At 73.4% G+C, this 12703-nt stretch carries 14 protein-coding genes; 8 read left to right on the top strand and 6 right to left on the bottom strand.

Features of this window, described 5'->3' with window-relative positions; all coding sequences use genetic code 11:
• Position 1: 1 nt before the first annotated feature.
• Both TNCT6_RS10000 and TNCT6_RS09995 read left to right on the top strand, forming a co-directional pair.
• On the top strand, positions 2-1204 hold the full coding sequence (locus TNCT6_RS10000; protein WP_141366282.1) for a sensor histidine kinase: 1203 nt from the start codon (positions 2-4) through the stop codon (positions 1202-1204).
• The gene (locus tag TNCT6_RS09995; protein WP_141358699.1) at positions 1201-1815 is read left to right on the top strand and encodes a DNA-binding response regulator; all 615 of its coding nucleotides are present in this window, start codon (positions 1201-1203) and stop codon (positions 1813-1815) included. Before TNCT6_RS10000 ends, TNCT6_RS09995 begins: the two co-directional genes overlap by 4 nt.
• Before the next feature lie 60 nt (positions 1816-1875).
• Here TNCT6_RS09995 and TNCT6_RS09990 read toward each other — a convergent pair whose 3' ends face one another.
• Both TNCT6_RS09990 and TNCT6_RS09985 read right to left on the bottom strand, forming a co-directional pair.
• Positions 1876-2727, bottom strand: a complete 852-nt coding sequence (locus TNCT6_RS09990; RefSeq protein ID WP_141358697.1) for a transglutaminase-like domain-containing protein — start codon at positions 2725-2727, stop codon at positions 1876-1878.
• Between the two features lie 29 nt (positions 2728-2756).
• The gene (locus TNCT6_RS09985) at positions 2757-3842 is read right to left on the bottom strand and encodes a GNAT family N-acetyltransferase (RefSeq protein WP_141366280.1); all 1086 of its coding nucleotides are present in this window, start codon (positions 3840-3842) and stop codon (positions 2757-2759) included.
• Between the two features lie 140 nt (positions 3843-3982).
• Here TNCT6_RS09985 and fdxA point away from each other — a divergent pair, with 140 nt between their 5' ends.
• Positions 3983-4303: a ferredoxin gene (gene fdxA / locus TNCT6_RS09980; protein ID WP_100568222.1), complete on the top strand. Its 321-nt coding sequence runs from the start codon at positions 3983-3985 to the stop codon at positions 4301-4303.
• A gap of 113 nt (positions 4304-4416) precedes the next feature.
• Positions 4417-5538 (top strand): bifunctional succinyldiaminopimelate transaminase/glutamate-prephenate aminotransferase, encoded by a 1122-nt coding sequence (locus TNCT6_RS09975; protein WP_141358695.1) that lies wholly within the window; start codon positions 4417-4419, stop codon positions 5536-5538.
• Between the two features lie 99 nt (positions 5539-5637).
• On the opposite strand, the gene TNCT6_RS09970 is transcribed toward TNCT6_RS09975, so the two are convergent.
• Positions 5638-6009, bottom strand: a complete 372-nt coding sequence (locus TNCT6_RS09970; protein ID WP_141358693.1) for an ATP-binding protein — start codon at positions 6007-6009, stop codon at positions 5638-5640.
• 231 nt (positions 6010-6240) lie between these two features.
• Positions 6241-7251: a heavy metal transporter gene (locus TNCT6_RS09965; RefSeq protein WP_141358690.1), complete on the bottom strand. Its 1011-nt coding sequence runs from the start codon at positions 7249-7251 to the stop codon at positions 6241-6243.
• Positions 7252-7312: 61 nt separating this feature from the next.
• Between TNCT6_RS09965 and dapE the strand changes: the two genes are divergently transcribed.
• Together dapE and TNCT6_RS09955 are read left to right on the top strand one after the other, a co-directional pair.
• A complete protein-coding gene (gene dapE / locus TNCT6_RS09960; RefSeq protein ID WP_141358688.1) occupies positions 7313-8392 on the top strand; it encodes a succinyl-diaminopimelate desuccinylase in 1080 nt (359 codons plus the stop codon).
• Positions 8393-8546: 154 nt separating this feature from the next.
• Positions 8547-9305 carry a TIGR00730 family Rossman fold protein gene (locus tag TNCT6_RS09955; protein ID WP_141358686.1) on the top strand — a complete coding sequence of 253 codons (759 nt, stop codon included), beginning with the start codon at positions 8547-8549 and terminating at the stop codon, positions 9303-9305.
• A gap of 314 nt (positions 9306-9619) precedes the next feature.
• Here TNCT6_RS09955 and folP read toward each other — a convergent pair whose 3' ends face one another.
• Entirely contained in the window at positions 9620-10480 is an 861-nt protein-coding gene (gene folP / locus TNCT6_RS09950; protein WP_141358684.1) for a dihydropteroate synthase, read from the bottom strand.
• A 147-nt stretch (positions 10481-10627) separates the two neighbouring features.
• On the opposite strand from folP, the gene TNCT6_RS09945 reads away from it, so the two are divergent.
• A complete protein-coding gene (locus TNCT6_RS09945) occupies positions 10628-10984 on the top strand; it encodes a DivIVA domain-containing protein (RefSeq protein WP_141366278.1) in 357 nt (118 codons plus the stop codon).
• A gap of 11 nt (positions 10985-10995) precedes the next feature.
• Positions 10996-11580, top strand: coding sequence for a DNA-3-methyladenine glycosylase I (locus TNCT6_RS09940; RefSeq protein ID WP_141366276.1), 585 nt, complete (start codon positions 10996-10998; stop codon positions 11578-11580).
• 37 nt (positions 11581-11617) lie between these two features.
• Here TNCT6_RS09940 and TNCT6_RS09935 read toward each other — a convergent pair whose 3' ends face one another.
• Positions 11618-12421, bottom strand: coding sequence for an enoyl-CoA hydratase-related protein (locus TNCT6_RS09935; RefSeq protein ID WP_141358682.1), 804 nt, complete (start codon positions 12419-12421; stop codon positions 11618-11620).
• Between the last annotated feature and the right edge of the window lie 282 nt (positions 12422-12703).

Genomic DNA, 12703 nt, shown 5'->3' with positions numbered 1-12703 from the left:
CATGACGGAAGACCTGCGGCCCGGCGAAGCCCGCACGGACCGGCTGATGCGCATGGGGGAACCGCCCCGGAACGGGGGCGAGGCGCTGCGCAAACTGGTGTGGATCCTGCCCTGGCTGATCTTCCTCAGCTCGCCGGTGCACGATCTGGTCTCGGGCGCCCACACGGCCGCCGCCACCGCGGCCGGCTGGGCGGGCCTCGCGGCCTTCACCGGGACCTATCTGACGCTGGTCTACCGGAACATGGGCCGGCCGTTCTCCGGGGCGGTCGTCGGCTGGCTCGTCGCCGTGCTCGGCGCGCTCTCCGTCGTGCTGTGCCTGACCCTCGGCTCACCGTGGATCGGCCTGTTCGTGTACGTCTCCGTGGCCTGCGGCGCGACGAACCCGCTGCGGATCGCCTACTGGACTATCCCGCTGACCACGGCCGTGATGCTGCTCGTCGCCCGGCACACGGGCGCCGAGGGCGAGTGGACCCTGTTCCTGCTGGTGATGCTCGTCGGCTTCGCGATGACCGGCGTACGGCAACTCGTACGCACCACGATCGACCTGCGCAAGGCCCGCGCCACCGTGGCCCAGCTCGCCGCCAACGAGGAGCGGCTGCGGCTCGCCCGCGACCTGCACGACCTGCTCGGCCACTCGCTCTCGCTGATCACGCTGAAGAGCGAGCTGGCCGGCCGGATGCTGCCGGACCACCCCGACAAGGCGGCCCAGCAGGTCGCCGACATCGAACAGGTCAGCCGCCAGGCCCTGGTCGACGTCCGCGAGGCCGTCACCGGCTACCGCCGCCCCCGCCTGCACGCCGAACTGGCGGGCGCCCAGGTGGCGCTGACCGCCGCCGACGTCGCCGCCGACGTGCCCGCCGAGCCCGACCTGCACGGCGTCCCCGAGGAGTGCGAGTCCGCGCTCGCCTGGGCGCTGCGCGAGGCGATCACCAACGTCGTACGGCACAGCGGCGCGACCCGGTGCACCGTCGACCTGGTGCGCCGCCAGACCCTGGACGGGCCGTTCCTGGAACTGTGCGTCGAGGACAACGGCTCGGGCGGCTCCGGCAGCGTGGGCAAGGGCCCCGGCAACGGTCTGACGGGACTGGCCGAGCGCCTGGGGAAGGCGGGCGGGCAGCTGGAGGCGGGGCGCGCCGGGCGGGGCTTCCGGCTCGTCGCCCGGGTGCCTCTCGCCTCCCCCGCGGACGTAGGATCCCCGGCATGAGCCGAACGATCAAGGTCCTCCTGGCCGAGGACCAGTCGATGGTCCGCGAGGCACTGGCCGCCCTGCTCGGCCTCGAGGAGGACATCGAGGTCGTCGCCCAGGTGGCGCGCGGGGACGAGGTCGTGGCGGCGGCGCACGCCCACGGCGTCGACGTGGCCCTGCTCGACATCGAGATGCCCGGCTGCACCGGCATCGAGGCGGCCGCCCGGCTCCACAAGGATCTGCCCGCGGTGAAACTGGTCGTACTCACCACCTTCGGCCGCCCCGGCTATCTGCGCAGCGCCATGGAGGCGGGCGCGGACGCGTTCCTGGTCAAGGACGCCCCGGCCGCACAACTCGCCGCGGCGGTACGGAAGGTCCTCGGCGGCGAGCGGGTCATCGACCCCACGCTGGCCGCGGCGGCGCTGGCCGAGGGCGCCAACCCGCTGACCGACCGGGAGCGCGAGGTCCTGCGCGCCGCGGCCGACGGCTCCACCAACGCCGAGCTGGCCGCGGTCCTCCACCTGTCCCAGGGCACGGTCCGCAACTACCTGTCGACCGCGATCCAGAAACTCGCGGTGCGCAACAGGACGGAGGCGGTGCGCATCGCACGGGAGAAGGGCTGGCTGTAGCAGCGCTCGCCCGGTGGGCCGGGCGGCCGCGCGAGCGCCCCCGGCGGCCTCGGCCCGGCTTCAGTTCAGCAGGGCCCGTGCGGCCCGCGCCTGCCCCCGCACCTGCTCGGCCGCGGGCTCGTCCACCGCGCCCACCACGTCGGCGTACGCCTCCAGCTCCCGGGCCCCGCCCACGAAGTCCCCGCGCTGCACCAGCAACTGCGCCCGCTCGTAACGCAGCCGCGCCGGATGCGACGGCAGCAGCAGCGACAGCTCCACCGCCCACAGCGCCACGTCCGACCGCTCGGGCCGTATGGCCGCCCAGGCCCGGATGTTGTTCAGGATCCGGGACACGACCTCCGAGGGAGAGGCGGGCACCAGCATCGACGGGTGCAGCGGCGCGCCCGTCGCCCCGACCACCAGCAGTTCGGCGTCCGCCCCCGTGAGCACCCGGCCCCCGTCGAACGGGTCCGCGAGCACCTGTTCCCCGGCCTCCCCGAACCCGACGACGAAGTGCCCGGGCAGCGCGACCCCGTACACCGGCGCTCCGGCCCGCCGCGCGACCTCCATCCACACCACCGACAGCAGGATGGGCAGCCCGCGCCGCCGCACCAGCACCTCGTGCAGCAGGGACGACTCCAGCCGCTGGTAGTCCGCCGCCGAGCCGTGGAAGCCGTACCGCTCGCCGAGCAGTTCGCACAGGGCCCGCGCCCAGTCCCGCGGCCCGCCCGGCCGGTACGGCAGCTGCCCCGCGAGCCGGTCCAGCTCCAGCTGCGCCGCGTCCATGCCGGCCTCGTCCAGCGCCCCGTCGGCCGCCGCGCCCACCAGCAGGCACAGCGTCGCGAGGTCCGGCCGCTCGGACCGTACCTCCTCGCCGAACCACCGGCGCACCGCGGCGGACCGTTCCGGAGACGGCGGATGCAGGGGACGCATAGCAGGCTCGTGCCCTTTCACGACGATCCCTACGACGGACGAGCGCCGGAGTTTCGCGGGGGCCCCGACGGGAGCCCCGGCGCGGACTCCGCCCGTGACGGCCGCGGGTGGCCGCCGTCGCCGGATTCCGGGGCGCGGTAGTGGTGGTACGCGTGGTGCGCGCCGAAGCCCATTCCGGCGTACAGCGCCCGCGCCGCGGCGTTGTCGCTCTCGACCTGGAGCCAGGCCGCCGACGCGCCCTCGTCGAGGGCCCTGCGAGCGAGCGCGGCGAGCACGGTGGTGGCGAGCCCCCGTCGCCGCAGCGCCGGATCCACCTCGACGGCGGCGAAGGACGCCCAGCGGCCGTCGACGACGCACCGTCCGATCGCCGCGGGGACAGCGCCCTCACCGGGAACCGTCGCGAACCACACCGACGGCCCGCTGCCGAGCACCTTCAGGGCCACCTCGCTCACCCCCTTGCGCTGGTACCGCGCAAGCCACGCCTCGTCGGCCGTGCGGGACAGCACGACCCCGGAGCCCTCGGCCCGGTCGGCGACCGGCGCGAGCGCCCCGATCCACAGCTCGGCGGTCACCTCGCGCACCCAGCCCCGCCGTTCCAGCTCCGCGCACAGCAGTTCCTGCGTGCCGTCGGCGCCGGTGGCCGTCTGGATGTACGCGGGCAGGCCGCGCTCGCCGTACCAGCGTCGTACGACGGCCAGGGCCGCGTCGAGTGGAAGTCCGGGATCGCCGAGCGGCAGCACCGAGTTGGCGCGGCGGGTGAATCCCGCGGCCGCCCGGAGTTCCCACTCGCCCAACGGCTCGCTCTCCACCGGCCGCCAGGCCCGCGCAGCCACGCGCGCGAGCTCCTCGTACGTGGCCGCCGGGCCCCGCCGCCGGGCCGGTGCGGCCGGTACGACCTTGCCCGCGACCAGGGAGGACTCCGCGATCCGCACGGTCTCGCCACTCTTTCGTGTGATCAGCAGCACACCGTGGTCCCATGATGTGAGAACTCCGACCGTGTCGGTGAACTTCTCACCCCGCGCGCCAGGTTCGCTCAAGCGCCGTATGGAGACCCGTTTGCCCACGTCAGCAGCGGTGATTCGGACCTCGAGGCGTCCTGAAGCCGATATTTCCACAGGTCTGTTCACCCCTCCTGTTCGGATCATGCCCCGGAACGGAGATACTAGGGGCGGGCATCGACGACGCCGCGCTCCCGCGCGCCAGGCGGCGGAGCCTGTGGAGGCCCGCCAGCGCCCTATCGAGGAGGAACGACAGCGTGACCTACGTCATCGCGCAGCCTTGTGTCGACGTCAAGGACAAGGCGTGCATCGAGGAGTGCCCGGTCGACTGCATCTACGAGGGCCAGCGGTCCTTGTACATCCACCCGGACGAATGCGTCGACTGCGGAGCCTGTGAACCGGTCTGCCCGGTCGAGGCGATCTTCTACGAGGACGACACTCCCGAGGAGTGGAAGGACTACTACAAGGCCAACGTCGAGTTCTTCGACGAGCTCGGCTCTCCCGGTGGCGCCAGCAAGCTGGGGCTGATCGAGCGCGACCACCCCATCATCGCCGCGCTGCCGCCGCAGAACCAGTAAGAGCGGCCCGCCTTCGCGCCGCCTCGGTCCCGTACGGCCTGATCGCACTCCAGCGCTCCGCCCGCCGCACGGGACCGAGGCGTTTCCCGGACCAGAAAGTGAGCCTGATCCCCGTGTCCGCACTCTCCGACCGGCTCCCCGCCTTTCCCTGGGACAAGCTGGAGCCGTACAAGAAGACGGCCGCAGCCCATCCGGACGGCATCGTCGACCTGTCGGTCGGCACCCCGGTGGACCCGGTCCCCGACCTGATCCAGAAGGCGCTGATCGCGGCCGCGGACTCCCCGGGCTACCCGACGGTGTGGGGCACGCCCGAACTGCGTGACGCGATCACCGGCTGGGTCGAGCGCCGCCTCGGCGCGCGGGGCGTCACCCACCGGCACGTCCTGCCGATCGTGGGCTCCAAGGAACTGGTCGCCTGGCTCCCCACCCAACTGGGCCTCGGCCCCGGCGACAAGGTCGCCTACCCGCGCCTGGCCTACCCGACCTACGAGGTCGGCGCCCGCCTGGCCGGCGCCGAGCACCTCGTCTACTCGGCGACACCGGGCACCGGCGTACCGGGCCCCACGGAGCTGGACCCGGCGGGCCTGAAGCTGCTGTGGCTGAACTCGCCCTCCAACCCCACGGGCCAGGTGCTGCCCAAGGAGGAGCTGAGGAGGGTCGTCGCCTGGGCCCGCGAGCACGGCGTGCTGGTCTTCTCCGACGAGTGCTATCTGGAGCTGGGCTGGGAGGCGGACCCGGTCTCGGTCCTGCACCCGGACGTGAACGGCGGCTCGTACGAGGGCATCGTCGCGGTCCACTCGCTGTCCAAGCGCTCGAACCTGGCCGGCTACCGCGCCGCCTTCCTGGCCGGCGACCCGGCCGTCCTCGGCCCTCTGCTGGAGATCCGCAAGCACGGCGGCATGATGACCTCGGCGCCGACGCAGGCGGCGGTCGTGGCCGCGCTCGGCGACGACACCCACGTCCGCGAGCAGCGCGAGCGCTATGCCGCCCGCCGCACGGACCTGCGCCGGGCCCTCCTCGCCCACGGTTTCCGCATCGAGCACAGCGAGGCGAGCCTCTACCTGTGGGCCACCCGCGACGAGTCCTGCTGGACCACGGTCGCCCACCTCGCCGAACGAGGCATCCTGGTCGCCCCCGGCGACTTCTACGGCCCGGCGGGCGCGGACTTCGTACGCGTCGCGCTGACGGCCACGGACGAGCGGGTCCGCGCCGCGGTGGAGCGCCTGGCCGCGTAGTCCGCGACGGCCGTACCCGCGTCCACGCGCGGACGGGCTCCGCACGCCGACGGGGTCCGGGGAGAAGACCCCGGACCCCGTCGGTCGTTCGAGGGGCGCTCAGCCGAGAGGCAGACCGGGGACCGGCAGGGACTGTGCCGGCAGCCCGCCCTTGGCCGCCTTGTTCGTGGCGCCGCCGAGGAGACCTCCGGCGGACCCCGCCGCGTCGCCCGCCGCCTTCCGCGCCGTCGGCGTCGCCTGCTTCACGACCTTGCCACCGGTGTCGCCCGCGACCCCGGCGACGTGCTGCGCGGCGCCGTCCACGGTGTTGCCGACGCTCGCCCCGTCCAGGGCGGTCAGCCCGCCGAGGTTCGGGGCGGCCGGCAGCTCGGGGGCAGCGCTCGCGGCTCCGGCCGCACCGACCCCGGCGGCCGCTCCCGCAGCGAGGAGCAGCGCGGCACGGGCGATCCGGCGGGTCAGGGGGAGGGACATGTTGCTCCTTCGACGGAGGGAACGGACGCTCTGACTACCGCTCGAAGTCCGCGAAGGTTGCGGCGGGCCAACGTAAAGAGTTGGTAACGCGTCGCATTATCGGGTACGCGTAAAACCGGACAAAGGGCACTCGGTGCTCGCCGGGGGGCGGCGGCAAAACCCCTTGCCGCCCTTGCTCCCAAGGGCTCCGGCGCCCTTGGGAGGGATGACACGTCGGGGTGAGGACCCGTACTAACGCCCGGTCGTGGTGATGAGGACCGAGCCCGCCGCCCGCTCCGCTCCGGCGGCACCCCGTGTCTGCGCCGTCCGCCACCGGCTGTCGGTCATCCCGGCCGTCCACTGCCAGCCGCCGTAGGAGACCTGCTCGATGTGCAGCGCGGAGGCGTTGGCCACCGCCCAGTGCGCCAGCTGCCAGCCGCGCTGCCGCGCGCCGCGCCCGGCGGCGGCCGTGTCGTCGGGCACGGGCACCGTCACGGTCCGCCCGTCCCCGCTCGCGGCCTGGCTCGGGGTGGGCGTCGGCGACGGCTTGCCGCCGACCTCCGCGCCCGCCTCCTGCACCACGTCCCGGCCGAAGTCCCGTACGAGCGCGGCACGCACCGCGTCGGGTCCGCTGGTCCGGGTGGGACCCGGGCGGCCCCGGCAGGCCAGCGTGGCCCCGGAGCGCCCGGTGAGCGCGGCGGCGAGCAGCGTCGCGTCCGGCTCGTGCTTGGCGTACGCCTGCGGGAATCCGCTGCGCTGCACGCGCTGTGCGGCCACGGTCAGCGGCAGCCGCGTGTAGCCGGGGACCTTGTTCAGGTGCTCGTAGAAGATCCCCGCCGAGTAGGCCGGGTCCATGATCTCCTCCGGCGTGCCCCAGCCCTGCGAGGGCCGCTGCTGGAACAGGCCGAGGGAGTCCCGGTCGCCGAAGTCGATGTTGCGCAGGGCGGACTCCTGGAGGGCGGTGGCCAGTGCGATGGTCACCGCCCGCTCGGGCATGCCGCGCCCGGTGCCGACGGCCGCGATCGTCGCCGCGTTCACCGCCTGCTCCGGTGTGAACCGGTACGACGCGCCGTCGCCCTTGCCGGAGACGACCTCGCAGCCCGGGCCTCCGGTGCCTCCGGTGAGGTACTGCACCGAGAGGTAGCCCGCGAGCCCGAGAAGGACCACGACGGCCGCCCCGAACCGGAGGAGGCGGCCACGACGCTTGGATGAGGGGGGAGGGTGCGGCACGCCTACAAGGTACTGGAGGCCGGCGGGACGCATGAGGCAGGTGTGAACAACGCGCGGCGACGTACGGGCGGTTCGCCGGGTTAGGGTCGACCGCATGGCCGATAACCCGCTTGACCTCACGCTGGACGCCGCACGCCTGACCGCGCGACTCGTCGACTTCCCCTCGGAGAGCGGCACCGAGAAGCCGCTGGCCGACGCGATCGAGGCCGCCCTGCGCGCCCTGCCGCACCTGACGGTCGACCGCTTCGGCAACAACGTCGTCGCCCGCACGAACCTCGGGCGCGCGCAGCGGGTGATCCTGGCCGGCCACATCGACACGGTCCCGATCGCCGGAAACGTCCCCTCGCGGCTCGACGAGGACGGCGTGCTGTGGGGCTGCGGCACCTGCGACATGAAGTCCGGCGTGGCGGTCCAGCTGCGCGTCGCGGCCACGGTCCCCGCCCCCAACCGCGACCTGACCTTCGTCTTCTACGACAACGAGGAGGTCGCCGCCGAGCTGAACGGCCTCAAGCACGTCGCCGAGGCGCACCCGGAGTGGCTGGCCGGCGACTTCGCCGTGCTGCTCGAACCCTCCGACGGCGAGGTCGAGGGCGGCTGCCAGGGCACGCTGCGGGTGCTGCTGAGGACCACGGGCGAGCGGGCCCATTCGGCGCGCGGCTGGATGGGTTCCAACGCCATCCACGCCGCCGCGCCGATCCTGCGGCGGCTCGCCGAATACCAGCCGCGCTATCCGGTCATCGACGGCCTGGAGTACCGCGAGGGCCTCAACGCGGTCGGCGTCTCCGGCGGGGTGGCGGGCAACGTCATCCCCGACGAGTGCGTAGTCACGGTCAACTTCCGCTACGCCCCGGACCGCACCGAGGAGGAGGCCGTCGCCCACGTCCGCGAGGTGTTCGCGGACTGCGGGGTGGAGGAGTTCGTGATCGACGACCACAGCGGCGGCGCCCTGCCGGGGCTGAACCACCCGGCCGCGGCCGCGTTCATCGAGGCGGTCGGCGGCACCGCGCGCCCGAAGTACGGCTGGACGGACGTCTCGCGTTTCTCGGCGCTGGGCATCCCCGCCGTCAACTACGGCCCCGGCAACCCCCACTTGGCGCACAAGCGCGACGAGCGGGTGGAGACGGCCAAGATCCTCGCAGGCGAGGAGCGACTGCGGGCCTGGCTGACGGACTGACCGCCGCAACGGGCGTCCGACCGCCGCCACGGGTGTCCGACCGCCGCCACAGGCGTCCGCACGGCGCTTCACGGCGGACATACCGACGTCCCCCTCTCGTAACCCCCGCGGATCTACGCTGAGGTGGAACGTCACGCACACGGAGGGAGCGCACATGCCAACAGGCAATCCCGAGGGCAAGAAGCAGCCACCGGAGGAGCAGCGACTCGGACCGGTCCTCCGGCGGCGTGGCCAGGTCCAGGCGAGCACCACGGACCAGCGGCTGCTGGACGAGCGCGCCCCCACGGACTGGGTCCACACGGACCCCTGGCGCGTCCTGCGCATCCAGTCGGAATTCATCGAGGGCTTCGGCACGCTCGCCGAACTCCCGCCCGCCATCAGTGTGTTCGGCTCCGCACGGACGGCGGTGGACTCGCCGGAGTACGACGCGGGGGTGCGGCTCGGCCGTGGCCTGGTCGAGGCGGGCTTCGCGGTGATCACGGGCGGTGGTCCGGGCGCGATGGAGGCGGCGAACAAGGGCGCGCTGGAGGCCGGCGGCGTCTCGGTGGGCCTGGGCATCGAACTGCCCTTCGAGCAGGGCCTGAACGCCTACGTCGACATCGGCCTCAACTTCCGCTACTTCTTCGTCCGCAAGATGATGTTCGTGAAGTACGCGCAGGGCTTCGTCGTCCTGCCCGGCGGCCTCGGCACCCTGGACGAGCTCTTCGAGGCCCTGACTCTCGTGCAGACCCAGAAGGTCACCCGGTTCCCGATCGTCCTCTTCGGCACCGCGTACTGGGGCGGCCTGGTCGACTGGCTGGAGAACACCCTGATCGCCCAGGGCAAGGCGGCCCAGGCGGACCTCACCCTGTTCCACGTCACGGACGACGTGGCGGAGGCGGTGGCCCTGATGTCGAAGGAGGCGGGCCGCTAGTGCTGTGACCGGAAAGGTTCACCGGCTCGCGGCGCCCGGCACGGCACTCCCCCAGCCTTCGGCCGGGGGTACCCCCACGCCGCGTTGTCGCATCACCCGAGTACATCCAGTACGCGGGCAATGCTCCGCCTTGCGATGCTCCCCCACTGCCTGAAGGGCGTGGGAGGTGCCCCCGGCACCGGACGCCGCGAGCTTCCCGGCAGACCTTCCCGGTCACAGCACTGGCGCGCCCGTACGGCGGGGCGCGGGGCGCTGTGCGCCCGGCCCCCACCGGCCCCACCGGCCCGCGCCGGGTCTCCGGCGGCGGGAAAGCCCTACGCCAGCCCGCGCCGGGCCACGGCCGGCGGCCGGTGTCCCGCGATGGACGCCACCATGTCCAGCACCTGCCGTGTCTCGGCCACCTCGTGCACCCGGTACACCTGGGCGCCCAGCCACGCCGAGACAGCCGTCGTCGCCAGCGTCCCCACCAGTCGCTCCTTCACGGGCTTGTCCAGCGTCTCGCCCACGAAGTCCTTGTTGGACAGCGACACCAGCACCGGCCACCCGGTCGCGACCATCTCGCCCAGACGCCGGGTCGCCTCCAGGCTGTGCCGCGTGTTCTTGCCGAAGTCGTGCCCGGGGTCGATGATCACCGACTCCCGGGGCACGCCGAGCGCCACCGCCCGCTCGGCCAGCCCCACGGTGACCCGGAGGATGTCGGCCATGACGTCGTCGTACGTCACCCGGTGCGGCCGTGTCCGGGGCTCCGCGCCGCCGGCGTGCGTGCACACCAGGCCGGTGCCGTAGCGCGCCGCGACCTCGGCGAGCCGCGGGTCCACCCCGCCCCACGCGTCGTTCAGCAGGTCGGCACCCGCCTCGCACACGGCCTCGCCGACGTCGGCCCGCCAGGTGTCGACGCTGATGACCACGTCCGGGAACCGCCGCCGCACCTCGGCCACGAAGCCGACCGTCCGCCGGGCCTCCTCCTCGGCCGTCACCTCGTCGCCGGGCCCGGCCTTCACCCCGCCGATGTCGATGATCGCGGCCCCCTCGGCGACCGCCTGCTCCACGCGCGCGAGGGCCGGCTCGTCGCGGAAGGTCGAGCCCTGGTCGTAGAAGGAGTCCGGGGTCCGGTTGACGATCGCCATGATCACCGGCTCGTGCGCGTCGAATTCGCGCCTGCCCAGCCTGAGCATCCCCTGTGGCCTCTCCTCTTTTTCCCGGTCCTGCCCGGTCTTCCCGGGCCTTTCCCGGTCTTCGGTCGTCCGGCGACCCTAACTGTCAGCCTCGCATGGCACGATCGGACCCTGACACTTACGACAGACTCCGTGGGGACCCCAGCGATGGTTATGTTCTTCTTCCTGGTCGTCGCGCTCGCCGTCGTGGTCGCCGCGGTGACCCTCGCGGTGGTGGGCGGCGGCGAGGGAACCGGACCGCTGCCCGAGGCGGCGCCCGAGCGGCTCGTGGACCCGCTGCCACCGGACCGCCCGGTGGACCGCGCGGACGTGGAGAGCCTCCGCTTCCCGCTGACCGTCCGGGGCTACCGCATGGCGGACGTCGACGACGCCCTCGGCCGTCTCGGCGCCGAACTCGCCGAGCGCGACGCGCGGATCGCCGACCTGGAGTCCGCGCTGGCCGGTGCCCGGGCCGCGGCCCCCCACGTCCACCTGACCAAGCCCGAACCGGAGGACCAGCGGTGACGGACGAGACCCTGACGCCGGGTGCCGCGATCGCCGGCCCGGACGGCGCCCTGCGCTGCCCGTGGGCCCTGTCCACGGCGGAGTACGTGGCCTACCACGACGAGGAGTGGGGCCGCCCGGTCCACGGCGACGACGCGCTCTACGAACGGCTCGCCCTGGAGGCCTTCCAGTCCGGCCTGTCCTGGATCACCATCCTGCGCCGCCGCGCCGGCTTCCGCTCCGCCTTCGCCGACTTCAAGATCGCGGCGGTGGCGGACTTCACCGACGCCGACCGCGAGCGGCTGCTCGCCGACCCGGGCATCATCCGCAACCGCGCCAAGATCGACGCGACGCTGGCCAACGCGCGCGTGATCGCCGACTGGTCCCCGGGCGAGCTGGACGCCCTCATCTGGTCCCACGCCCCCGACCCCGCCGTCCGCCCGGCACCCAGGACCCTGTCCGACGTCCCGGCCGTCACCCCCGAGTCGACGGCCCTGTCGAAGGCCCTGAAGAAGCGCGGTCTGCGCTTCGTCGGCCCGACGACGGCGTACGCCCTGATGCAGGCGTGCGGCCTGGTCGACGACCACCTCGCGGACTGCGTGGCGCGCCGCCCCTGACCCGGCCGGTCAGGGGCGGCACCCGCCTGCGCCGCGGTCAGCGGCCCAGGTACTTCGGCTTCTCCTTGTCGACGAACGCCTGGACCGCGATCGCGTGGTCCTCGGACTGCCCGGCCCGGGTCTGGAGCTCCTCCTCCTTCTGGAGGGTCTCCTCCAGGGAGTGCGTCAGTCCGAAGGCCACCGCCTCCTTCAGCGCCGCGTACGCCACCGTCGGCCCCTCGGCCAGCGCCCGCGCCGTCCTCTCGGCCTCGGCCCGCAGTTCGGCGGCGGCTACGACCCGGTTGGCGATGCCCAGTTCGTGGGCCTCCTGGGCGGTGACGCGGCGCGGGAAGAGCAGCAGGTCGGCGGCGCGGGCCGGCCCCACCACCCGGGGCAGGGTCCACGAGATCCCCGAGTCCCCGGTGAGCGCGACCCCCACGAACGAGGTGTTGAAGGACGCCGTGTCCGCCACGATCCGGTAGTCGGCGGCGAGCGCGAAACCGAAGCCCGCCCCGGCGGCGACCCCGTTCACCGCGGCGACCACCGGCTTCCGCGCCCCCGCCAGCGCCCGCACGATCGGGTTGTAGTGCTCCCGCACGGTGCTCATGGTCTGCCCCGACCCGGACTCCCGGTCGGCGGCCAGCAGCCCGATGTGCTCCTTGAGATCCTGGCCCACGCAGAACGCCCGGTCCCCGGCGGCGGTCAGCAGCACCGCCCGCACGGCGTCGTCGTCCGCCGCCTCCCGGGCCGCGTCCCGGAGGGCCACCTTGGCGGCGACGTTCAGCGCGTTCATCGCCTCGGGGCGGTTCAGCGTGATCGTCGCGAGCCCGTCGCTCACCTCGTAGAGCACGGTGTCGGCCATGGGACATCCCCTCCGGTGTCGCCTCGATGACGTACCGCTCGGTACGTCATGGTCGGTCCTGGTCCGAGGACAGCATGACGGAGATCACCGGCCGGGGCGCGGACCCGGCATGTGACCTGCGTCAAAGAATTCCGGCGCGTCCGCGGCGGGCACACGAAGGCGTGGGCGCGAAGTATCGCAGCCACATCGCCGAATTGAGTGGTTTTGCTCGCGCGCGTTGCCCAAGCGATGCCAACTGATGTTGGTCATCGGGTCCTGGGATGCGGGATAATGGCTTGGAAG

The sequence above is a fragment of the Streptomyces sp. 6-11-2 genome (genome assembly GCF_006540305.1).
In the GTDB taxonomy this organism is placed as follows: Bacteria; Actinomycetota; Actinomycetes; order Streptomycetales; family Streptomycetaceae; genus Streptomyces.
This window is presented reverse-complemented; position numbering and strand designations above follow the sequence as displayed.

Bases quoted from the DNA above. Each gene is read 5' to 3' on its own strand.
- TNCT6_RS10000 (WP_141366282.1), top strand. From the start codon at position 2: ATGACGGAAGACCTGCGGCCCGGCGAAGCCCGCACGGACCGGCTGATG.
- TNCT6_RS09995 (WP_141358699.1), top strand. From the start codon at position 1,201: ATGAGCCGAACGATCAAGGTCCTCCTGGCCGAGGACCAGTCGATGGTC.
- TNCT6_RS09990 (WP_141358697.1), bottom strand. From the start codon at position 2,727: ATGCGTCCCCTGCATCCGCCGTCTCCGGAACGGTCCGCCGCGGTGCGC.
- TNCT6_RS09970 (WP_141358693.1), bottom strand. From the start codon at position 6,009: ATGTCCCTCCCCCTGACCCGCCGGATCGCCCGTGCCGCGCTGCTCCTC.
- TNCT6_RS09965 (WP_141358690.1), bottom strand. From the start codon at position 7,251: ATGCGTCCCGCCGGCCTCCAGTACCTTGTAGGCGTGCCGCACCCTCCC.
- dapE (WP_141358688.1), top strand. From the start codon at position 7,313: ATGGCCGATAACCCGCTTGACCTCACGCTGGACGCCGCACGCCTGACC.
- TNCT6_RS09955 (WP_141358686.1), top strand. From the start codon at position 8,547: ATGCCAACAGGCAATCCCGAGGGCAAGAAGCAGCCACCGGAGGAGCAG.
- folP (WP_141358684.1), bottom strand. From the start codon at position 10,480: ATGCTCAGGCTGGGCAGGCGCGAATTCGACGCGCACGAGCCGGTGATC.
- TNCT6_RS09945 (WP_141366278.1), top strand. From the start codon at position 10,628: ATGGTTATGTTCTTCTTCCTGGTCGTCGCGCTCGCCGTCGTGGTCGCC.
- TNCT6_RS09935 (WP_141358682.1), bottom strand. From the start codon at position 12,421: ATGGCCGACACCGTGCTCTACGAGGTGAGCGACGGGCTCGCGACGATC.